The sequence below is a fragment of the Mycobacterium sp. NGS69 genome (assembly GCF_059812165.1).
On the sequence record NZ_JCALCD010000003.1, the window covers coordinates 36,950 to 57,864 of the forward strand.

The 20,915-nt window shown below is 70.4% G+C and carries 18 protein-coding genes; 8 read left to right on the forward strand and 10 right to left on the reverse strand.

Translation table 11 applies throughout. The annotated features are described in order from the left end of the window. The first annotated feature begins 99 nt into the window (after positions 1-99). Both AC5Y2S_RS09380 and AC5Y2S_RS09385 read left to right on the forward strand, forming a co-directional pair. On the forward strand, positions 100-2,790 hold the full coding sequence (locus AC5Y2S_RS09380) for an FHA domain-containing protein (RefSeq protein WP_499955767.1): 2,691 nt from the start codon (positions 100-102) through the stop codon (positions 2,788-2,790). Next, entirely contained in the window at positions 2,790-5,258 is a 2,469-nt protein-coding gene (locus AC5Y2S_RS09385) for an ATP-binding cassette domain-containing protein (RefSeq protein ID WP_499955769.1), read from the forward strand. Before AC5Y2S_RS09380 ends, AC5Y2S_RS09385 begins: the two co-directional genes overlap by 1 nt. Here the strand turns inward: AC5Y2S_RS09385 and AC5Y2S_RS09390 are convergent. The 6 genes from AC5Y2S_RS09390 to AC5Y2S_RS09415 form a co-directional block, all read right to left on the reverse strand. Further along, on the reverse strand, positions 5,255-5,809 hold the full coding sequence (locus tag AC5Y2S_RS09390; protein ID WP_499955771.1) for a pentapeptide repeat-containing protein: 555 nt from the start codon (positions 5,807-5,809) through the stop codon (positions 5,255-5,257). The genes AC5Y2S_RS09385 and AC5Y2S_RS09390 overlap by 4 nt on opposite strands. Positions 5,810-5,816: 7 nt before the next feature. After that, positions 5,817-6,392, reverse strand: coding sequence for a GTP-binding protein (locus AC5Y2S_RS09395; RefSeq protein ID WP_499955773.1), 576 nt, complete (start codon positions 6,390-6,392; stop codon positions 5,817-5,819). Continuing rightward, positions 6,373-6,747: a DUF742 domain-containing protein gene (locus tag AC5Y2S_RS09400; RefSeq protein ID WP_499879299.1), complete on the reverse strand. Its 375-nt coding sequence runs from the start codon at positions 6,745-6,747 to the stop codon at positions 6,373-6,375. The genes AC5Y2S_RS09395 and AC5Y2S_RS09400 overlap by 20 nt, the downstream gene beginning before the upstream one ends. A 6-nt stretch (positions 6,748-6,753) precedes the next feature. Continuing rightward, positions 6,754-7,182: a roadblock/LC7 domain-containing protein gene (locus AC5Y2S_RS09405; RefSeq protein ID WP_499901559.1), complete on the reverse strand. Its 429-nt coding sequence runs from the start codon at positions 7,180-7,182 to the stop codon at positions 6,754-6,756. Then, complete coding sequence (locus AC5Y2S_RS09410) at positions 7,179-9,944, reverse strand: sensor histidine kinase (RefSeq protein ID WP_499955775.1); 2,766 nt, start codon at positions 9,942-9,944, stop codon at positions 7,179-7,181. The genes AC5Y2S_RS09405 and AC5Y2S_RS09410 overlap by 4 nt, the downstream gene beginning before the upstream one ends. A gap of 290 nt (positions 9,945-10,234) precedes the next feature. Beyond that, the gene (locus AC5Y2S_RS09415; protein ID WP_499901561.1) at positions 10,235-10,840 is read right to left on the reverse strand and encodes a class I SAM-dependent methyltransferase; all 606 of its coding nucleotides are present in this window, start codon (positions 10,838-10,840) and stop codon (positions 10,235-10,237) included. Positions 10,841-10,882: 42 nt separating this feature from the next. Here AC5Y2S_RS09415 and AC5Y2S_RS09420 point away from each other — a divergent pair, with 42 nt between their 5' ends. Together AC5Y2S_RS09420 and AC5Y2S_RS09425 are read left to right on the forward strand one after the other, a co-directional pair. Then, entirely contained in the window at positions 10,883-11,347 is a 465-nt protein-coding gene (locus tag AC5Y2S_RS09420) for a tRNA (cytidine(34)-2'-O)-methyltransferase (RefSeq protein WP_499955777.1), read from the forward strand. 30 nt (positions 11,348-11,377) lie between these two features. Then, positions 11,378-11,704, forward strand: a complete 327-nt coding sequence (locus tag AC5Y2S_RS09425) for a YciI family protein (protein ID WP_499901563.1) — start codon at positions 11,378-11,380, stop codon at positions 11,702-11,704. 1 nt (position 11,705) lies between these two features. Here the strand turns inward: AC5Y2S_RS09425 and AC5Y2S_RS09430 are convergent, their stop codons facing one another. After that, complete coding sequence (locus AC5Y2S_RS09430) at positions 11,706-12,350, reverse strand: nitroreductase family protein (RefSeq protein ID WP_499955779.1); 645 nt, start codon at positions 12,348-12,350, stop codon at positions 11,706-11,708. Positions 12,351-12,373: 23 nt separating this feature from the next. Between AC5Y2S_RS09430 and AC5Y2S_RS09435 the strand changes: the two genes are divergently transcribed. Beyond that, on the forward strand, positions 12,374-12,784 hold the full coding sequence (locus AC5Y2S_RS09435) for a TIGR03667 family PPOX class F420-dependent oxidoreductase (RefSeq protein ID WP_499955781.1): 411 nt from the start codon (positions 12,374-12,376) through the stop codon (positions 12,782-12,784). A 12-nt stretch (positions 12,785-12,796) separates the two neighbouring features. On the opposite strand, the gene AC5Y2S_RS09440 is transcribed toward AC5Y2S_RS09435, so the two are convergent. Next, on the reverse strand, positions 12,797-13,138 hold the full coding sequence (locus AC5Y2S_RS09440) for a hypothetical protein (RefSeq protein ID WP_370494505.1): 342 nt from the start codon (positions 13,136-13,138) through the stop codon (positions 12,797-12,799). A gap of 141 nt (positions 13,139-13,279) precedes the next feature. Then, positions 13,280-16,561 carry an error-prone DNA polymerase gene (locus AC5Y2S_RS09445; protein WP_499955783.1) on the reverse strand — a complete coding sequence of 1,094 codons (3,282 nt, stop codon included), beginning with the start codon at positions 16,559-16,561 and terminating at the stop codon, positions 13,280-13,282. A gap of 180 nt (positions 16,562-16,741) precedes the next feature. On the opposite strand from AC5Y2S_RS09445, the gene AC5Y2S_RS09450 reads away from it, so the two are divergent. After that, entirely contained in the window at positions 16,742-18,067 is a 1,326-nt protein-coding gene (locus AC5Y2S_RS09450) for a wax ester/triacylglycerol synthase domain-containing protein (RefSeq protein WP_499955785.1), read from the forward strand. A gap of 41 nt (positions 18,068-18,108) precedes the next feature. Beyond that, positions 18,109-19,221 (forward strand): trehalose-phosphatase, encoded by a 1,113-nt coding sequence (gene otsB / locus AC5Y2S_RS09455; protein WP_499955787.1) that lies wholly within the window; start codon positions 18,109-18,111, stop codon positions 19,219-19,221. An 8-nt stretch (positions 19,222-19,229) separates the two neighbouring features. Here the strand turns inward: otsB and AC5Y2S_RS09460 are convergent, their stop codons facing one another. Then, on the reverse strand, positions 19,230-20,114 hold the full coding sequence (locus tag AC5Y2S_RS09460) for a MaoC family dehydratase (protein ID WP_499955789.1): 885 nt from the start codon (positions 20,112-20,114) through the stop codon (positions 19,230-19,232). An 82-nt stretch (positions 20,115-20,196) separates the two neighbouring features. On the opposite strand from AC5Y2S_RS09460, the gene AC5Y2S_RS09465 reads away from it, so the two are divergent. Beyond that, positions 20,197-20,901 carry a histidine phosphatase family protein gene (locus tag AC5Y2S_RS09465; RefSeq protein WP_499955791.1) on the forward strand — a complete coding sequence of 235 codons (705 nt, stop codon included), beginning with the start codon at positions 20,197-20,199 and terminating at the stop codon, positions 20,899-20,901. Positions 20,902-20,915 lie beyond the last annotated feature (14 nt).

A 20,915-nucleotide genomic window follows, 5' to 3' on the forward strand; every position in this document is an offset into this window, starting at 1 on the left:
AGGCTTCACAATCAATGCCGGCGCTGAGGTCACCGGCGGGCCGGACTCGGTAAATCAGCCCACAGGGTGAAAACAGGTGCACCCGCTACAGTTGTGGCGATGAGTGCACCAGCCCCGCCAGCGCTGACCGTTCGCCATGACGGGTCGGAGCGCACGTTCGCGGCGGGCCACGACGTGGTGGTCGGGCGCGACCTGCGCGCCGATATGCGCATCACGCACCCGCTCATCTCGCGCGCGCATCTGTTGCTGCGGTTCGACCAGGGCAGGTGGCTGGCGATCGACAACGGTTCGCTCAACGGGACTTTCGTCAACGGCCGCCGGGTGCCGGTGGTCGACATCCACGACGGCCAGAGCCTCAACATCGGAAATCCCGACGGGCCACAGCTGACCTTCGAAGTAGGGCGCCACCAAGGCCTGGCCGGGCGCCCGCCGCGCACCGAGTCGATGGGCATCCCGGTGGCCCAGCCGGGTGCGGCGTGGTCCGGCCAACCGGGCCCGCCCGTCGCCGCCCCGCCCGGCCCGCCGCCCGGACCCCCGGGCCGGCAAGCCAATTGGGCCGCGCAGGCGGCGCGGCGCCCGCAGGTGGCCGCGCCCCCACCGCCCGGCCAGCCCATGTACCCCACCAGCGGCGGTGGGCGCCCGCCGTATCCGACCAGCGCGCCGCCGCCACCCAATTTCCAGCCGCAGCCGCAGATGTCCGCGGCGTCCGCGCCGGCGGCACCGGAAACCCAGATGTCGGCCAACCTCACCAAGCCGCCCGAGGTGGGGAACCTGGCGACCAAGATGTTCCAGGCGCTGCTGCCGTCGCGCTCCGGGGCGATGCCGAAGTCGTCCGACGCGGTCACGATCGGCCGTTCCACCGACAACGACATCGTCATCCAGGACGTGCTGGCGTCGCGCCATCACGCGTTTCTGACCCAGACCCCGCTGGGCACCGAGATCCGCGACGCGCACAGCGTCAACGGCACCTTCGTCAACGGCGTCCGGGTCGGCTCCGCGATCCTGACCGAGGGCGACGTGGTCACGATCGGAAACGTCGACCTCGTCTTCACCCGCGACACCCTGGTCCGCCGCACCGAGGCCGCGACGCGCACCGGCGGCCTGGAGGTCAACGCCGTCACCTTCACGGTCGACCACGGAAAACAGTTGCTCGACCACATCTCGCTGACCGCGCGTCCCGGGACGCTGACCGCCATCATCGGCGGGTCGGGCGCGGGCAAGACCACGCTGTCGCGGCTGATCGCCGGGTACACCACCCCCAGCACGGGAACGGTGACGTTCGAGGGCCACAACATCCACGCTGAATACGCGTCCATGCGCAGCCGGGTCGGGATGGTGCCGCAGGACGACGTGGTGCACCGCCAGCTGACGGTCAACCAGGCGCTGGGCTACGCGGCCGAACTGCGGCTGCCGCCCGACACCAGCAAGGCCGACCGCGAGCAGGTCGTCGCGCAGGTCCTCGAGGAACTCGAGCTGACCAAGCACGCCGACACCCGCGTCGACAAGCTGTCGGGCGGCCAGCGCAAACGCGCCTCGGTGGCGCTCGAGTTGCTCACCGGGCCGTCGCTGCTCATCCTCGACGAGCCGACCTCGGGCCTCGACCCGGCGCTGGACCGGCAGGTGATGATGATGCTGCGCCAGCTGGCCGACGCCGGCCGCGTGGTGCTGGTCGTCACGCACTCGGTGGCCTACCTCGACGTCTGCGATCAGATCCTGCTGCTGGCACCGGGTGGCAAGACGGCCTTCCTGGGGCCGACCAGCCAGATCGGCGCGGCCATGGGCACCACCAACTGGGCCGACATCTTCGCGAAGGTGGGCGCCGACCCCGACGAGGCCAACCGCCGCTTCCTCGCCGAAAACCAGCCGCCGGAGATACAGGCCCCGTCCGACGCCAGCCCGGGCGACCTGGGCGAACCGGTGCACACCGACGTGCTGCGCCAGTTCTGGACGGTGGCGCGCCGCCAGATCCGGCTGGTGATCTCCGACCGGGGCTACACGGTGTTCCTGGCGCTGCTGCCGTTCCTGATCGGCATCCTCACGCTCACGGTGCGCGGCAAGACCGGATACGGAATGGGCGACCCGTTGAGCAACTCCCCCAACCAGCCCGACCAGATTCTGGTCATGCTCACCGTGGGCGCCGTGTTCATGGGGACCGCGCTGACCATCCGCGACCTGGTCGGCGAGCGTCCCATCTTCAAACGCGAGCAGGCCGTCGGCCTGTCGACCGCGTCGTACCTGGCCGCCAAGGTCGTGGTGTTCAGCGCGTTCGCCATCGGGCAGGCGGGGATCGCGACCGTGATCTCGGTGGTCGGCTGGGGCCAGCCGATCGCGAACGCCGTGATGCTGGGCAACGTCAGCTTCGAACTGTTCGTCGACGTCGCGCTGACGTGCGTGGCCTCCGCGCTGTTGGGGATGGCCCTGTCGGCGATCGCGAAGTCGCAGGACCAGATCATGCCGTTCCTGGTCATCGCCATCATGTCGCAGCTGGTGTTCTGCGGCGGGTTGATCTGGGTGACCAACCGGCCCGTGCTCGACCAGTTGTCGTGGGCCACGCCGGCCCGATGGGGTTACGCGTCCGCGGCCTCGACGATCGACACCCACCGGCTCGTCGTGGGCCCGACCGACCCGAAGGACCAGCACTTCGACCACAAGGCGAGCGCGTGGCTGTTCGACATCGGGATGCTGCTCGCGTTGTGCGTGGCCTATAGCACCATCGTGTGGTGGAAGATCCGGCTGAAGGCGCACTCCTCGGGCCGCCGCGGCCTGGCTAGGAACCGGCGCAAGGGCTGATGGGTCAGCCCGCGCAGCCAGTGCTGACGGTGCGGTCCCAGCGATCGGAAGGCAATTTCGCGCCGGGTCGCGACGTCGTCGTCGGCAGCGACCTGCGCGCCGACCTGCGCGTGGCGCACCCGCTGATCGCCCGGGCGCACCTGCTGCTGCGCTTCGAGGGCGGCCGGTGGGTGGCGGTCGACAACGGCTCGCTCAACGGGGTCTTCCTCAACGGCCGGCGGGTGGCGACGGTCGACATCCAGGACGGCCAGGCCCTCAACATCGGCAAGCCCGACGGACCGCGGATCACGTTCGAGGTCGGCCACCACCGGGGCACCGTCGGGCTGCTGCCACCGACGGAGACGGTCCCGACGATCGCGCCGCCCACCGGCCCTATCCGCAAGGCCCCGCCGCCCGGGCGGCGTCCCGACGGCGTGTCGCGCACGACCGCCATCCCGATCCTGCGGCCGAACGCGCCCACCCACGACGAGAACCCGCCCACCCAGGTCGGCGTGGGCGGCGAGATCGCCGAGTTCCCGACCACCCGGGTCAAGGCGCTCGGTTCCGGGAAGCTCGAGGGCCCGGTGACCGGCTCCGCCTGGATCGGCCGCTCGCTGGACAACGACGTCGTCATCCAGGACGTGCTGGCGTCGCGCCATCACGCGTTCCTGACCGCGACGCCGGTGGGCACCGAGATCCGCGACGCGCACAGCATCAACGGCACCTTCGTCAACGGGATCAGGGTCGGGTCCGCGGTGCTCGCCGAGGGCGACGTGGTCACGATCGGCAACGTCGACCTGTTGTTCAGCGGCGGCATGCTGGTCCGCCGCAACGAGGTGGCCGCGCGCTCGGGCGGCCTGGAGGTGCGCGAGGTCAACTTCGCCATCGACGGAAAGAACCTGCTCGAGCGGGTCTCGGTGACCGCCCGGCCCGGCACCCTGACCGCGATCATCGGCGGGTCGGGCGCCGGCAAGACCACGCTGTCCCGGTTGATCGCCGGGTACGCCACCCCGACCTCCGGCTCGGTCACGTTCGAGGGCCACGACATCCACACCGAGTACGCGTCGCTGCGCACCAGGATCGGGATGGTCCCGCAGGACGACGTCGTGCACCGCCAGCTGACGGTCAACCAGGCCCTCGGCTACGCCGCCGAACTGCGGTTGCCCCCCGACACCGGCAAGGCCGACCGCCAGCAGGTGGTGGCCCAGGTGCTCGACGAACTCGGGCTGACCAACCACGCCGACACCCGCGTCGACAAGCTGTCCGGCGGCCAGCGCAAGCGCGCCTCGGTGGCGCTGGAACTGCTCACCGGGCCGTCGCTGCTGATCCTCGACGAGCCGACCTCGGGCCTGGACCCCGCGCTGGACCTGCAGGTGATGACAATGCTGCGCCAGCTCGCCGACGCCGGGCGCGTGGTGCTGGTCGTCACCCACTCGCTGACCTACCTCGACGTGTGCGACCAGGTGCTGCTGATGGCGCCGGGCGGCAAGACGGCCTACCTGGGCGCGCCCGCGCAGATCGGCGCGGCCATGGGCACCACCAACTGGGCCCAGATCTTCGCGAAGGTGGGCGCCGACCCCGACGAGGCCAACCGTCGCTTCCTGGCCCAGAACGAGCCCCCGCCGCCGGTCGCGTCGGCGCCGGCCGACCTCGGCACCCAGGCCCGAACGAGCGTGCGGCACCAGTTCTCCACGATCGCGCGGCGCCAGGTCCGGCTGGTGGTGTCCGACCGCGCCTACTTCACGTTCCTGGCGCTGCTGCCGTTCGTCCTGGGCGCGCTGTCGCTGACCGTCCCGGGGAACACCGGCTTCGGCGTCGCGCAACCGACCAGCGGGACGCCCGACGAGTCCGCGCAGATCCTGACCCTGCTGTCGATCGCCGCCGTCTTCATGGGCACGGCGCTGACGATCCGCGACCTGATCGGCGAGCGCGCCATCTTCCGGCGCGAGCAGGCGGTGGGCCTGTCGACGGGCGCCTACCTGGGCGCCAAGCTGACCGTGTTCTGTGCGTTCGCGATCGCGCAGGCCGCGATCGCGACGGGCATCGTGCTGCTGGGCAAGGGGGCGCCGACGCGGCCGCCGGTGCTGTTGGGTAACGCGAGCTTCGAGCTGTTCGTCACGGTGGCCGCGACGTGCGTGGCCTCGGCGGTGCTGGGGTTGGTGCTGTCGTCGCTGGCGCGCTCCAACGAGCAGATCATGCCGCTGTTGGTGGTGTCGCTGATGCTGCAGCTCGTGCTCGGCGGCGGCATGGTCCCCGTGACCGGCCGGATCTTCCTGGACCAGCTGTCCTGGGTGCTGCCGTCGCGCTGGGGCTACGCGGCGTCGGCGTCCACGGTCGACCTGCGGGCGCTGGTGCCCGGTTCGCTGGTGCAGCAGGACGCCCACTGGGCGCACACGCGCGGCGCGTGGCTGCTCGACATGGGCATGCTGGTCGCGCTGTCGGTGGTCTATTCCGGGATCGTGCGGTGGCGCATCCGGCTCAAGCGCTAATCCTTCGCGTCCAGCCGCAAGCCGTGCGCCAGCGCGAACGCCATCGCCTGCGGGACATCGACGCGGGCGCCCGACAGCGACGCGGTCCGCCACAACGCGGCGTCCACGATGGCGCCGCGCAGGTCGGCGTCGTCGAGGCGGGCGCCCGTCGTCCGAGCGCCGGACAGGTCGGCGCCGCGCAGCACGGCCTTGCGCAGGTCGGTCTCCACCAGGCTGGTCTCGCGCAGCCGGCAGCCGCTCAGGTCGACGCCGCGAAGATCGTTGCCGCCGAGCACCGCGAGGGTGAAGTCCACCTCGTCGAACGTCATCGGGCGCATCCGGCAGTGCACAAACACCGAGCCCAGCATGCTGCACTGCGCAAAGGTGCTGTGCCACAACAGTGTTCGCTCGAACGTGCAGTTGCGAAACGCCGACCCGCGATGGTCGGACTCGGCCAGGTTGACGCCGCTGAGGTCGCACTCGGAAAACACCACCCGTTCGGTGCGCAGCCGGCTGAGGTCGTCGTCGCGAAAATCGGTGCCAGTGAATTCGCGGTCGACCCAGTGCTGCAACGCGGGATCAGCTCGCGGCCAGGGTTTCCAGCGCGTACTCGCTCACGGCGATCAGCGCGTCGGTTGCCGACCGTCGGTCCCGGGCGTCGACGGTGATCACCGGGATGTGCCGGGGCAGGGTCAGCGCCTCGCGCACCGCCTCGACGGGATAGCGTGGCGCGCCGTCGAATTCGTTGACCGCGATCAGGAACGGCAGGTTGCGGTGCTCGAAGAAGTCGACCGCGGCGAAGCTGTCCTGCAGCCGGCGGCAGTCGACGAGGACGACCGCCCCGATCGCGCCGCGCACCAGGTCGTCCCACATGAACCAGAACCGCCGCTGACCGGGGGTGCCGAACAGGTAGAGCACCAGCTCCTCGTCCAGGGTGATCCGGCCGAAATCCATTGCGACCGTGGTGGTCTTCTTGTCCGGGGTGGCCTCGAGCATGTCGACGCCCTCCGATGCATCGGTGAGCATGGCCTCGGTGCGCAGCGGCATGATCTCCGAGACCGCCCCGACGAACGTGGTCTTGCCGACCCCGAAGCCGCCCGCGATCACGATCTTCGTCGAAGCGTGCGCTCGCGCGTCAGAGTGCTCGTAAGCCACGCAGGGTCCTTCCTATGAGTTCGTGGCGCTCGTCGCGGGTGGAACGCTCCGTCAACGTCCTGTGCACCCGAAGGTAGCCGGACAGCACCAGATCGCCGACCAGGACGCGCGCGACGCCGACCGGTAAATCCAGCCGGGCCGAGATCTCCGCGACGGACGGGCTGTTGACGCACAGTTGGATGATCTTGCCTCTCGCATCGTTGGGTGGCCAGCGGTGAGCCAGGCCCGCGTCCAACGTCTGCACCGGCGCTTCCAGCGGAAGGTCGACGTTGGTACCGGTCCGGCCGGACGTCAGGGTGTACGGACGGACCAGGTTCGCCTCACGTGAGGCGGGCCAGCGCTCACGTCTGTCCATCGCGGCTCACTGGTACTGCTCTGCGGACCGGCGGGTGGACTGAACCACACCGCCCACCCGTTCGACGAGGATGGCCATCTCGTACCCGATCTGGCCGATGTCGCAGGAGGACACGGCCAGCGTCGCCAGGTGCGAGCCGTCGCCGACCCGCATCAGCAACAGGTAGCCGTTGGACATCTCGACCACCGACTGCAGCACCCGGCCGCCCTCGAAGAGCTGCGCGGCACCGGTCGCGAGGCTGGCCAGGCCGGAGGCCACCGCGGCCAGCTGATCGGCCCGTTCGCGCGGGAGGTGTTCGCTGGCGGCGACGGGCAGCCCGTCGACCGACACCAGCAACGCGTGCGCGACGCCGGGGACCTCGCGGGCGAACTTCGTCACCAGCCAGTCCAGCGTGGGGGCACCGCCCGCTTGCGGGGGATTGTCGGCGGACGTCATTCCTGATCAGATCCTTCACTCGTCTCGCGGGCGTGCGACCGTCCGGAGCGCACGCCACCGAAGTGGCTGCTGAACGACGCCCGCACCGCCTCGGGGTCGCGGCCCGCGGCGGAGTGCTGCGAATGCCGACCCAGGCCGTTGGATCCCACCAGGAATCCCTCGTCGTCGTCCGGCCGGTCCTCTTCCGTCGTGTCCGTCCCGTTCGCGGCGCCGGGCACCAGCCGCGCCCCGGGCTCACGGACCGGCAGCCCGTGCTCGGTTTGCGCCTCGACCGGCTTGTCCTCGGCTGCGGCGGCCAACGACCAGCCCCGATCCCACACTGACTGCCAATCCAGGTCGGGGCTGTTGACCAGGTCGTGCGGGTCGCCCAGCATCTCCGACAGCATCCGACGGTAGATGACGTCGTCATCGGCCGGCGCCTGCGGGGCTTCGGGGGCTTTCGGGGCTTTCGGGGCTTTCGGGATGGCCGGAATTGTTGGGATCGACGCGACCGGCGCCGGGGTTTCCCGCGGGGCCGCGGCGGCCTGGGCGCGCGCGGCGAAGAACGCCGACGTGTCCGACACCGCCGCGGGCTTGGCCGGCCTCGGCTGCGGCCGCGGCTGCGGCTCGGCGAGCTCGCGCCGTTGCCGGCGGGGCAGCGGCTCGGCCGGCGCGGGAACCTCGGGAACCTCGGTGATGCCGCTGGATCCGGGGTTGCGGCGCGGCAACAGCGTGACCGACGGTATCTCGGCGCCGTTCTGGTTCGCGGGCTCGGGGGCGTCGTACTCCCCGGCGGGCGCGCCCGCGGGGTCCGTCGTCGCCATGGCGTTGGCGAGCTTGGTGCTCGGCGACGACACGGATCCCGGCCGTCCCTGCGGCCCCGCCGAGCCGGCGAGCACCGTCGGGGGCAGGTACACCTCGGCGGTGGTGCCGGCGCCCGCCTCGTTGCCGGCCGGGCCCCGCAGGCCCACCCGGATGCCGTGCCGGGCGGCGATCCGGCCCACCACGAACAGGCCCATGTGCCGGGCGTTGTCGGGGGTGACGTCGCTGCCGGACCGCAGCCGCATGTTGGCGATGCGCCGATCGGCGTCGTTCATGCCAAGGCCGGAGTCGGAGATCCGCAGCGTGACGCCGCCGTCGCCGCCGCGTCCCGCGGAGATCCGGACCGTCGTCGTCGGCGGTGAGTAGCGCAGGGCGTTGTCGATCAGCTCGGCGAACAGGTGAATGACCCCGCCCGACGCCGCGCCGACCAGCGCGCAGTCGGGCAGGCCGGACAGCTCGACCCGGCGGTAGTCCTCGACCTCGGACACCGCGGCGTTGATCACCGTCGACAGCGGCACCGGGTCGCGTTGGTCGCGGGCCAGCTGCGCGCCCGCTAGCACCAGCAGGTTGGCGCTGTTGCGCCGCAGCCGGGCCGCCAGGTGATCCAGCCGGAACAGGTTGTCCAGGCGTTCGGGATCCTCCTCGTTGCGCTCCAGCCGGTCGATCAGCATCAGCTGCTGGTCGACCAGGGAACGGTTGCGCCGCGACATGGTCTCGAACATGTCGTTGACCAGCAGCCGAAGGCGCGCCTCGTCGCCGGCCAGCAGCAGGGCCTGCGTGTGCAGCTCGTCGACGGCGTGGGCGACCTGACCGATCTCCTCGGTGGTGTACACCGGCAGCGGCTGCGGGATCGGTTCGGCGCCACCGGCTTTGACCCGGGCCACCTCCTCCTCCAGGTCGGTGTGGGCGACCTGGAGCGCGCCGTCGCGCAGGACGCGCAACGGGCGCACCAGCGCGCGCGCCACCAGCAAGACGACGAGCAGGGCGATCACGATGACGCCCAGCACCAGCGCGGTGTCGACGATCGCGGAGTTGCGGCGGTCGGTGGCCTCGGCGTGCACGGACTTGGTCACCGACGCGGTGGCGTCGTTGATGACCTGCTCGGCGATCCCGTCGGTGGTCTCGATCGAGCGCAGCAGGTCCGGGTTGTCGACGAGCACGCTGGCCGGATCCGACATGATCGCCATTCGGGTCACCATCTGCTGCTGCAGCGTCTTGGCCTCGGGCGACCCGGCGCCGAGCACCTCACTCATCCCGAACAGCGTCGACGGCTCGGTGCCGGCCAGGGTGATCATCGAGGTCCGCAGCTGCGGCTCGGGCAGGTCGGCGCCCCGGGTCACCAGGATTTGCTGCATCGTCATCTGCCCGCGGGCGCCGACGGCCCGGCTGAGCGCCTGCGCCTCGGCGCGGATCCGCTCGTCGCCGACGCGCACCGACGCGTTGATCACGTCCTCGGCCGTCAGCAGGAGCGGGGCGTACGTGGTGACCCGGTCCCGCAAACCGATGGCGTTGTCGGCCACCTTGTCCAGCAGCCCCGCGCCGCCGTTCAGCAGGGTGCTCACCCCGGACCGCACGTCGGGGGTGACGTCGGTGTCCGCCAGGCGCTGCTGCAGCTCGTACTTGCGCGCCTCGTAGTTCTTCTTGGCCCCCTCGACGTCGCGCCCGGTGGAGCTCGCCAGTAGCGCGACGTCCAACGCCGACATGTATTTGGTGATCGCCGGCAGCACGTCGGCGCGGGCGGCGGCCAGGTTCAGGCCGCGCGAGTTGGCCATCGCGTCCTTGACGCGCAACGCCCCGAACGCCGTCGCCAAGAGCAGCGGGACCAGCACAATGGCCAGCACCTTGTAGCGCACGGGCCAGTTGCCCAGCGACCAGGCCGGCGGGCGTTTGGCCCGCGGCCCGTCGGCTTGCGTGTATTCCGGCGCGACCGCCTCGGCCGCGTGGGCCGGGCGGGTGAACATGGTCACGTGCTTGCGGCCGCGCGACGGGCCGCTGCGCTGATTGTCAGCGCTCGGTGAAACGAGAGGCTCATGAGACTTCCTGCTTAATTCCGCCTACCCCACGCAGTCGGCGCCAGCGATAAACACCTGGCAATCCGACGAGTATGACAGCCCGCGGCCGAGGTCTCCACAATTCCTACTGAGTAGGCAGAGCCCTCCAAAGTGTGCCCGCGCGCGGGGACGCAAGTCTGGCAAACAAATTGGCTTTGTCATGATCCGTCCGGACGGCAACGGCCGCCGACGCGCAGGACCTAAGACGGCCGAAGGAGCGCGACGAGGAAATCGGACTCGTCGGTGAACGGTCGCAGATCCCAGGTGGACAGGAGCAGATCTTGCGCGAACCCGGCAGCTGCCGCGTCGTCGAGAAACTGGCCGAACTCGTACCCGCGGCCGGCGCCCAAGCCGATCACCGCTCGACCGCCGTCGGTGACATGCGCACGCAGCCGGCCCAGCACCTGGGCTCGGGTACTCGGGGCAAGGAACGCCATCACGTTGCCGGCCGACATGATGACATCGAACGGCTCGGCGATTCCGCGTGCGGGCAGGTCGAGTTCGGCGAGGTCGCCCACAAGCCAGCGCGGCCCGGGATGGTCGTGCTCGGCTGCCTCGATGAGCACCGGGTCGACGTCGACACCGACCACCCGGTGACCGGCTGCGGCCAGATAACCGCCCAACCGGCCGGGGCCGCAACCGGCATCAAGGATGTGGGCGCCGCGGGGTGCCATCGCGTCCACGAGGCGGGCCTCGCCGAGCAGGTCATCACCGGCGCGTGCCATGGCACGGAAGCGCTCGACATACCAGTGCGAGTGTCCGGGATCGGCTGCCACCTTCTGCATCCAGATGCTCTGCTCGACCATGCCAGCATTATCCAAGCGAAGACCCCGGGCAGGATGGCGTGTGTGTTCAAGATGCTGTTCTATTCACCGCGCATCGCCCCCAACACCGGCAACGCCATTCGGACGGCGGCCGCCACCGGCGCCGAACTGCACCTGGTCGAGCCGCTGGGATTCGACCTGTCCGAGCCCAAGCTGCGCCGCGCCGGGCTGGACTATCACGACCTGGCGTCGGTCACCGTGCACCCGTCGCTGCGCGCCGCGTGGGACGCGCTGGCGCCGGCGCGGGTGGTCGCCTTCACCGCGCACGCGACCACGTCGTTCGCCGACGTCGACTACGAGGCCGGCGACGTGCTGATGTTTGGGCCGGAACCCGACGGGCTGGACGCGGCGACCCTGGCCGATCCGCACGTCACCCGGCAGGTGCGCATCCCGATGCTGGCGGGCCGGCGGTCGCTGAACCTGTCCAACGCGGCCGCGATCGCCGTCTACGAGGCCTGGCGGCAGAACGGATACGCCGGGGCGCGATGAATCCCCGGCCGCGCGCGAGTCAGCCTTGATATGGCTACCTTCATCACGATCGGTTACGGGGACGCGGCGGGGTACGACCGCGTCAGCGACGAATGCAAAGCGGCCGCGCACGCGCGCGACGACGAATTGGGTGCGGCCGGGGCGCTGATCGGCATCGCCGGACGCCCCGTTCAGGTGCGCAATCCGGAGGGCTCGGGCGTGCGAACCGACCCCGGCCCGTACCTGCAGTCGGCGCTGCCGATCGCCGGGTTCGCGGTCCTGGAGGCCGAGAACCTCGACGCGGCGATCGAGCGGGTGAGCCAAACCCCGTGCGCGGTCGCGCACGGCGTCGTCGAGGTCTGGCCGCTTTCGGGCTGACCTACCAGGCGTTCCAGTGCGTGAGCTGCTCGGCGGGCAGGCGCTTGGCCGGCCGGAAGTCGGTGCCCTTGGTGTAGGCGATCGGAAACAGCCCGCCCTGGCTGAATTTGTCGAACGGGATGCCGAGCACCTCGGCGGCCTGCTTTTCGCCGTCGCGCAGCAGGTGCAGCGTGGTCCAGCAGGAGCCCAGGCCCCGCGACCGCAGCGCCAGGCAAAAACTCCACACCGCGGGAAACAGCGACGCCCAGAACGACACGCCGCCCAGCGGCGTCTTGTCCTCGCGGCCCTCGATGCACGGGATCATCAGGACCGGCGCCTCGTGCATGTGCTCGGCGAGATAGGTCGCCGAATCGCGGACCTTGCCCATCCGCTCGCCGCGGGTGTCGCCCTCGGCGTACTCGGCTCCCGGCGCGGCGAGGTAGCCGCGGGCGTTGGCCAGGTAGATTTCGCCGATCGCCTTCTTCTTCTCGGCGTCCTCGACGAACACCCACTGCCAGCCCTGCGAGTTGGACCCGGTGGGCGCCTGCAGGGCCAGGTCCAGGCATTCCATCAGCACCTCGCGGCCGACGGGCTTGTCGAAGTCGAGCCGCTTGCGGACCGAGCGGGTGGTGGTGAGGACTTCGTCGACGGACAGGTTGAGGGTCATGTGTGGAGACTACATTCGGCATCATGAGCGTCGAACTGACACAAGAGGTTTCCGACAGGCTGACATCGGATCAGTACGGCTGGCTGACCACCGTCGCGAAATCGGGGCAGCCGGTGCCGCGGCTGATCTGGTTCTACTTCGACGGCGCCAAGCTGACGGCCTATTCCACGCCGGGGGCGGCCAAGGTCGCCCACATCAAAGCGCACCCCGAGGTGAGCCTGAACCTGGACTCCGACGGCAACGGCGGCGGAATCATCGTCATCGGTGGCATCGCGGAGGTCGACGCGACCGGCGTCGACTGCCGAGACGACGCGCCGTACTGGGCTAAGTACCGCGAGGCCGCGGCGAGCTTCGGCCTGACCGACTCGCTGGGCGCCTACAGCACCCGACTGAAGATCACGCCGACGAAGGTGTGGACGACGCCGACGGCCTGAGCCCGGGGTCGGCTAGGGGGGCGGCGGCGGGCCGTCGGGCGGAATCGCCCCGCCGCAGCCACCGGGCGGCGGCGGCCCCGGCAGGGGTTCGTCGCCGCCGACGCAGTCGTAATAAAATTGCGGGCCGACAATCCAGGTTTTCATCCACTGGTGCCAAAACGACCCGTCGGGATACTTCTCGCCGTCGCACACGGCCAAATTGCCGTACCCCCATCGGCCCCCCGGGCAGAAGCCCTTCGTCATGTCCGGCTGGTGCGGGTCGGGCGGATCGGCGCTGGCCACCGCGGGAGAAAGAACCAGCGCCGCAGCGCAACCCAATATCGCCGCGCCGCGCCGAACGAGCGTGAATTTCATCTCGACTCCCTTGACACATTGAATCAATACAGCCGATTCCAAGCGATCTTTTTCGAATAGCTTACGACGCGTCGGATTTGCTAGGCGCCTTTCCGTGCAACAGGCATGACGACCGCCAAAACCGCGCCGCCAGTGCACGGCTCAGCGGAAGTCGCGCGACTTCGAGCCCACCGCCAGGGTGATGCGGCCCAGCCGCTCGGCGACGACGGTGATGGCGCCGCTGGCGTTTTGCACCTGCCCGCGGATCAGCAGCGCGGGTGCGGTGTTGGCCAGCTTGCGGTGTCGCGCCCACACCCCCGGCGTGCAGAGCACGTTGACCATCCCGGTCTCGTCCTCGAGGTTGATAAACGTCACCCCCTGGGCCGTGCCGGGCCGCTGCCGATGGGTCACCGCGCCGGCGATCAGCACGTGGTCGCCGTCGGGGACCGATCCCAGCGCGTCGGCGGGCACCACGCCCATCTCGTCGAGGTCCTCCCGCAGGAACTGCGTCGGGTAGCTGTCCGGGGAGATGCCGGTGGCCCATACGTCGGCGGCGGCCAGCTCCAGCTCGCTCATTCCCGGCAGCGCGGGGATGTGCGACGACGAGCCCACGCCGGGCAATCGGTCCGGCCGTTGGGTGGCCGCGGCCCCGGCCGCCCACAGCCCCTCGCGCCGGGACATGCCGAAGCAGCCCAACGCCCCGGCCGTGGCCAGCGCCTCGGTCTGCGGCACGGACAGCTGCAGCCGGGTGGTCAGATCGAGCAGGGATGCGAAGGGGCCGTGGGCCTTTCGTTCGTCGACCAGCCGCTCGGCGAGGTCGTCGCCGATGTGGCGGACGGCGCCCAGGCCGAGCCGCACCTCCGTCCCGTTGTTCTCGAGGGTGGCGTGCGCCAGGCTGGCGTTGACGTCGGGGCCGTGCACCGTGACGCCGTGCCGGCGCGCGTCGGCCACCAGCGACTGCGGCGAGTAGAAGCCCATCGGCTGCGCGCGCAGCAGCGCCGCGCAGAACGCCGCCGGGTGGTGCAGCTTGAACCACGACGAGTAGAACACCAGCGACGCGAAGGACAGCGCGTGGCTTTCGGGAAAGCCGAAATTGGCGAAGGCCTCCAGCTTTTCGTAGGTCCGGTCGATCACGTCGTCGGGGGCGCCGTGCAGTTCGCGCATGCCGTCGTAGAACCGGCCGCGCAGCCGTCGCATCCGCTCGGTCGAGCGCTTGGAGCCCATGGCGCGCCGCAGCTGGTCGGCCTCGGCAGCGGAAAAGCCGGCGCAGTCGACGGCCAGCTGCATCAGCTGTTCCTGAAAGAGTGGCACCCCCAGCGTCTTTCGCAGCGCCGATTCCATGGATGGGTGGTCGTAGACGACCGGGTCGACGCCGTTGCGCCGCCGGATGTAGGGGTGCACCGACCCGCCCTGGATGGGCCCGGGGCGGATCAGCGCGACCTCCACCACCAGGTCGTAGAACACCCGCGGCCGCAGCCTGGGCAACGTGGCCATCTGCGCCCGCGACTCCACCTGGAACACGCCGACGGAGTCGGCGCGGCACAGCATCTCGTACACCGCTTCTTCGGAGAGGTCGAGGCGGGCCAGGTCGACCCGGATGCCCTTGTGCTCGGCGACCAGGTCGATGGCGTAGTGCAGCGCCGAGAGCATGCCCAGCCCGAGCAGGTCGAACTTCACCAAACCGATTGCCGCGCAGTCGTCTTTGTCCCATTGCAGGACGCTGCGGTTCTCCATGCGCGCCCACTCCACCGGGCACACGTCGGCGATCGGGCGGTCGCAGATCACCATGCCGCCGGAGTGGATGCCCATGTGCCGCGGCAGGTTCCGGATCTGGTTGGCCAGGTCGATCACCTGCTCCGGGATGTCCTCGATGTCCGGCGAGTCCGCCAGTCCGTTCCAGTGGCTGATCTGCTTGCTCCACGCGTCCTGCTGCCCCTGCGAAAACCCGAGGGCGCGGGCCATGTCGCGGACCGCGATCCGACCCCGGTAGGTGATGACGTTGGCGACCTGGGCGGCGTAGTCGCGGCCGTACTTGTCGTAGACGTACTGGATGACCTTCTCGCGCTGGTCCGATTCGATGTCCATGTCGATGTCCGGCGGCCCGTCGCGGGCCGGCGACAGGAAGCGCTCGAACAGCAGCTCGTTGGCCACCGGGTCCACCGCGGTGACACCCAAGGCGTAGCAGACCGCGGAATTGGCCGCCGATCCCCTGCCCTGGCACAGGATGTTGTTCTCCCGGCAGAACCGGGCGATGTCGTGCACCACCAGGAAGTAGCCCGGAAAGCTCAGGTGTGCAATGACTTTCAGCTCGTGCTCGATCTGGGCGTAGGCGCGCGGCGCCGATTCGGGAAGCCCGTAGCGCTCGCGCGCGCCCGCCATGGTCAGCTGACGCAGCCAGCTGTCCTCGGTGTGCCCGTCGGGCACCTCGAACGGCGGCAGCCGGGGCGCGATGAGCGCCAGCCCGAACGCGCACTGCTCGCCGAGTTCGGCGGCGGCCGTCACCGCTTCCGGCCGCTGGCCGAACAGCCGGGCCATCTCCTCCCCGGAGCGCAGGTGCGAGCCGCCCAGCGGGGCCAGCCACCCGGCGGCCGAATCCAGGGACTCCCGGGCCCGGATGGCGCCCATCGCCATGGCCAGCCGGCCGCGTGACGGGTGGGCGAAGTGCGCCCCGGTGGTGGCGACGACCCCGACGCCGAAACGCGGCGCGATCCCGGCCAGCGCCGCGTTGCGTTCGTCGTCGAGCGGGTGGCCGTGCCGGGTCAGCTCGACGCTGACCCGGTGCGCGCCGAACCGGTCCACCAGGTCGGCGAGCGCCCGCCCCGCCGCGTCCGGACCGCCGTCGGAAAGCGCCTGGCGCACATGGCCTTTGCGGCATCCGGTCAGGATGTGCCAGTGCCCCCCGGCGGCCTCGGTCAGCGCGTCGATGTCGTAGCGCGGTTTGCCCTTCTCCCCGCCGGCCAGGTGCGCCGCGGCCAGTTGACGCGACAGCCGTCGGTACCCCTCCGGGCCGCGGGCCAGCACCAGCAGGTGCGGGCCGGGCGGGTCGGGCGTCTCGGTGCGCGCGCCCGGCCCCAGCGAGAGTTCGGCGCCGAAGACGGTGTTCAGGTCGAGTTCGGCGGCCGCCTCGGCGAACCGCACCGCCCCGTACAGGCCGTCGTGGTCGGTCAGCGCCAGGGCGCGCAGGCCCAGCCGGGCGGCCTCCTCCACCATCTCCTCGGGGGTGCCGGCTCCGTCGAGGAAGCTGAACGCCGAATGCGCGTGCAGCTCGGCATAGGCAACGGACGAGCGGGCCGGCCGGGTGTCGTCGGGCGGCCGGTACGTCCCCCGCTTGCGCGACAGCGGGGCGTCCTCCGGCGGGTCCGCCGGCGCGCCGGCGTGGCGCGGCTTGCCGTCGAGCACCCGCTCCATTTCCGCCCAGCTCGGCGGCCCGTTAAACCAACCCATACCAGCCCACGTTCAGAGAGTCTACTCGAATGTATGTTCGATTTAACCCGTGCTCGTGACAACGGTTGTTAAACGGATCTTCAACTCCTAAACAAGGTCTTAACGCTGCGGGGCCTACCGGGCATAACCTGCGGCGCAGATACTGGTACGGGTGCAAAAAATCGAGGGCGGGGACTGAGCATGGCGCAGGTGAAGACACTGGACACGGCGTTCCCCGATCAGCATGCCAGCCTGGCGATCGGGGCGGTCGCCATCGTCGACGGGACCGCCCCTGACGACGAATCGCTAAAAGAGGTTCTGGCGCAACGGCTTCCGTCGATACCGCGATGCACGCAGTTGCTGCGAACCCAGACCTTCGAGTGGATCGACTGCCCGGGACTCGATTTCGCCCATCACGTGCGCCGCGTGGTGGTTCGGCGCCCGGGCGATGACGCAGAACTGTCCCGGGCCATCGCCCAGGCCCTGGAGCGTCCCCTCGACTTGGACCGCCCGCTGTGGGAGTGCTGGGTCATCGAGGGCCTGAGGGGAAATCGGTGGGCGATCTTGATGAAGGTCCACCACTGGCTGGCCGATGGCCACTCCGCCGCCCACCTGCTCACCCGGCTTTGCGACGACGCCGACGGGGACACCTTCGCCACCCACGCCGGTGCGAAAGGGGTTTCGCCGGCGCTGAACCCGAAGCGCGGCTGGGCCGACGCCCTGGGGCGGGCCTCGGGGCTGGCGGACACGATCGTCGGGGCGGTGTGGCCGGCGGCCGGGCCCTCGGTCGGCCCCGTGACCACGATGCGTAAGTACGGCACCGTGCGGGTGCCGCGCGCCGACGTCGACCGCGTGTGCCGCAAATTCGGGGTGACCGTCAACGACGTTGCGCTGGCGGCCATCACCGAGGGCTTCCGCACCGTCCTGCTGGGCCGCGGCGAGCAACCGCGGGCCGACTCGCTGCGCACCCTGATGCCGATGCCGATGCGCTCGGCCATGCTGCCGTACCTGCCCGTCGAGCATGAGGACCCCGTCCAGCTGCTGCGGGCGGTGCAGCACCAATGCAAGACCAAGCAAACCGACGAGCCCGGCCTCGGCGACCTCGTGGAGTCGGCGATCAACTTACTGCCGACGATGTTGCGCAGCAACGTGATACAGCTGCTGGCGCGCCTTCCGCAACGCGCGATCGTGACGCTGGCGACCAACGCGCCCGGACCTCGCCACCAGCTGCGGCTGATGGGCCGGACCCTCGAGCGCTTCCTGCCGATTCCCCCGACCGCCGTGCGGCTGAGCACCGGGGTCGGTGTGCTCAGCTACGGCGACGAAGTGGTGTTCGGCATCACCGGCGAATACGACGCCGCCGCCGACGTCAGGCAGCTGGCCGCCGGCATCGAACTGGGTGTGGCGCGGCTGGTGGCGCTGAGCCAGGACTCCGTGTTGCTGTTCAGCAAGGACCGTCGGCGCAGGCGCACGGCCCGCGCGTTTCCCAGCCCGTCGCAGCGGGCGCACCCGTCCTCGCTCCGCTGACCCGGGCCCCGCGACCCCGGTCAGCGTGAGAGGGTGGGGCGGTGCCCACATTGGAGCCGGCCACCATCGACCCCCGCCGCCACGACGCCGTGCTGTTCGACGCCGCGCTGGGCGCCACGGAGGCACTGGTGGGGCGATTGCGGGACGCCGGCGTCGGCACCGGCGTCTTCCCGCCGGGCAGTCAGCCCCCGAGTGAGGCGGTGCGGCCGGGCCGGAGCGTCGTCGTCGCCACCGACCCGGCGGTCGTCCGGGCCGCGCGCGAGCGCGGATTCGCGTTGGTCATCGGTGTCGGCCCCGCGGGTGATGGCGACGCGGTCGTCGCCGACCTCGGCCAGATCACCGTGCGGACCGGGGACCACCGGATGTCCGAGCTGCCGGACGCCCGGGGGGCCCTCGACACCCTGGCCGCCCGGAGGCCGGCCGTGTTCTACGACTTCGACGGCACGCTGTCCGAGATCGTCAACGACCCGGACGCGGCCAGGCCCGTCACCGGCGCGGTCGAGGCGCTGCAAAAGCTGGCCGCGCAGTGCCCGGTCGCGGTGCTGTCCGGACGCGACCTCGCGGATGTGACGCAGCGCCTGGGCGTCCCCGGGATCTGGTACGCCGGCAGCCACGGTTTCGAGCTGACCGCGCCCGACGGGACGCACCACCAAAACGAGGACGCGGCCGCGGCCGTGCCGGTGCTCGAGGAGGCGGCCGCCGAACTACGCGACAAACTCGGATCGATTCCCGGTGTTGTGGTGGAGCACAAGCGGTTTGGCGTCGCCGTGCACTACCGCAACGCCGCCCGCGACCACGTCGGCGAGGTGGCCGCGGCGGTGCGCGAAGCGGGTCGGCGCGACGCGCTTCGGGTGACAACCGGCCGCGAGGTGATCGAGCTGCGCCCCGACATGGACTGGGACAAGGGCAAGACGCTTCGCTGGGTGTTGGAGCACTTGCGCCAGGCCGAGTCCGGGCCCCTGGTGCCGGTCTACCTGGGCGACGACATCACCGACGAGGACGCGTTCGACGCCATCAGCGACGACGGAATCCCAATCCTGGTGCGCCACGACGAGGATGGTGACCGCGCCACCGCCGCACGATTCGCGCTGGACACTCCCGCGCAGGCCGCCGAGTTCACCGACGAACTGGCGCGGCGACTGGGCGGAACGTAGCCCGTCAGCTAGCCCTGCGCGTACTCCGCGGCGCCGTCGTCGAGCACCACGCGCGCGTCGGAGCCGTCCGAGGCGCCTTGGGCGCCGGAAGCTTCCGTGCGGAACACGGCCTTCCCGGGCTCGGTGCGCCAGATCAGCGTGGTCAGCGTCTCTCCGGGAAACACCGGCGAGCTGAACCGCGCGTCGATCGAGGTGACGTTGGCGGCCACGCCCTTGCCCAGCTCGGCGACCAGCGCCCGGCCCGCGACCCCGTAGCTGCACAGCCCGTGCAGGATCGGCTTGGGGAACCCGGCCAGCTCCCGAGCGAACCACGGGTCGCTGTGCAGCGGGTTGCGGTCACCGGAGAGCCGATAGATCAGCGCCTGATCCTCGCGGGTGGGCAGCGGAATCCGGGCGTCCGGCTCGCGGTCCGGGATCTCCGGCGCCACCGGCCGCTGACCCGGCACTCCCCCGAACCCGCCTGCGCCGCGGACGACGAACGTCGTCGACGTTTCGGCGATCAGCTTTCCCGAGTCCGGGTCGGTGCCGCGACCGCGCAACATCACGACCGCGTTCTTGCCCTCGCCCTTGTCCTGAATGTCGGTGACCTCGGAGACCACCGAGAGCTTCCCCGCGGGCGGCAGCGGCGCGTGCAACCGGACACCCTGCGACCCGTGCAGGAGCATGGCCCAGTTGAACGTTCCGATCTTGCCGGCCGCCCCGAAGGCCGGAGAGCAGATCACCGCGTACGTGGGCAGCACCTGCTGGGCGATGTCGTGGCTGTTCTCGGTCGTGAAGGCCAGATCGTCGATGCCGCACCCGACACCGAGCGCATACAGCATCGTGTCCTTATCGGTCCATTCGAACAACGTCGGATCGCTCACCGCGCCGACGGCACTCGGGTCAATGGCCATGCGAGTCTCCTTTCGAGGATTTTCTGCACCTAACCATCGCAAACCCTTCCCCCGGGCGCCGTCGGCAGGGCAGGCTATCGACATGCGCAAGGGGAGCATGTTCCGGAAAGCCTTGACCGTGCTCGCCGCGGTGATGATCGTCGGCGCCTGCGGCGGATCACCACAGGTGCGCAGCATCACGATCACGTTCATCCGGCATGCCCAGTCGGAGGCCAACGCCAGCGGAATCATCGACACCAGCGTGCCGGGTCCCGGCCTGAGCCCCGAGGGCAAGTCCCAGGCCGAGCAGGTCGCGCACCAGCTTGGCCGCGAGCACTACGACGCCGTCTACGCCTCGACCATGGCGAGGGCCCAGCAAACCGCCGCGCCGTTGGCCGCCGAACTCGGCAAGCAGGTCGAGGTGCTGCAGGGCATCCAGGAGATCAACGCCGGCTGGTTCGAGGGCAAGCCGATCTCGATGGATCCCACCACATACCTGCTGGCGCCGGCGGACTGGCTTGCCGGCGACACCCAGAACAGCATCCCCGGGTCGATCTCCGGCAAGGAGTTCAACGACCGGTTCACCGCCGCAATTCAGAAGGTCTATGACAGCGGCCACAGCAAACCGGTGGTGTTCGCGCACCTCTACTCCATCGAGTACTGGGTGCTGATGAACGTGAAGAACGCCAAGGACAGCCTGCGCACCAGCCACCCGCTGCCCAACACCGGCCGCGTGGTGATCAGCGGCAACCCGGCGACCGGCTGGACGCTCGAGGACTGGGACGGCATCCGCAACTTCAACGGCTGACCGCTACCATGGCC

Coding starts and splice junctions, on each gene's coding strand:
- AC5Y2S_RS09415 (WP_499901561.1), bottom strand. CDS start 10,840: ATGGTCGAGCAGAGCATCTGGATGCAGAAGGTGGCAGCCGATCCCGGA.
- AC5Y2S_RS09425 (WP_499901563.1), top strand. CDS start 11,378: ATGGCTACCTTCATCACGATCGGTTACGGGGACGCGGCGGGGTACGAC.
- AC5Y2S_RS09440 (WP_370494505.1), bottom strand. CDS start 13,138: ATGAAATTCACGCTCGTTCGGCGCGGCGCGGCGATATTGGGTTGCGCT.
- AC5Y2S_RS09435 (WP_499955781.1), top strand. CDS start 12,374: ATGAGCGTCGAACTGACACAAGAGGTTTCCGACAGGCTGACATCGGAT.
- AC5Y2S_RS09400 (WP_499879299.1), bottom strand. CDS start 6,747: ATGGACAGACGTGAGCGCTGGCCCGCCTCACGTGAGGCGAACCTGGTC.
- AC5Y2S_RS09445 (WP_499955783.1), bottom strand. CDS start 16,561: ATGGGTTGGTTTAACGGGCCGCCGAGCTGGGCGGAAATGGAGCGGGTG.
- AC5Y2S_RS09460 (WP_499955789.1), bottom strand. CDS start 20,114: ATGGCCATTGACCCGAGTGCCGTCGGCGCGGTGAGCGATCCGACGTTG.
- AC5Y2S_RS09405 (WP_499901559.1), bottom strand. CDS start 7,182: ATGACGTCCGCCGACAATCCCCCGCAAGCGGGCGGTGCCCCCACGCTG.
- AC5Y2S_RS09450 (WP_499955785.1), top strand. CDS start 16,742: ATGGCGCAGGTGAAGACACTGGACACGGCGTTCCCCGATCAGCATGCC.
- AC5Y2S_RS09380 (WP_499955767.1), top strand. CDS start 100: ATGAGTGCACCAGCCCCGCCAGCGCTGACCGTTCGCCATGACGGGTCG.
- AC5Y2S_RS09430 (WP_499955779.1), bottom strand. CDS start 12,350: ATGACCCTCAACCTGTCCGTCGACGAAGTCCTCACCACCACCCGCTCG.
- AC5Y2S_RS09385 (WP_499955769.1), top strand. CDS start 2,790: ATGGGTCAGCCCGCGCAGCCAGTGCTGACGGTGCGGTCCCAGCGATCG.
- AC5Y2S_RS09410 (WP_499955775.1), bottom strand. CDS start 9,944: ATGTTCACCCGCCCGGCCCACGCGGCCGAGGCGGTCGCGCCGGAATAC.
- AC5Y2S_RS09465 (WP_499955791.1), top strand. CDS start 20,197: ATGCGCAAGGGGAGCATGTTCCGGAAAGCCTTGACCGTGCTCGCCGCG.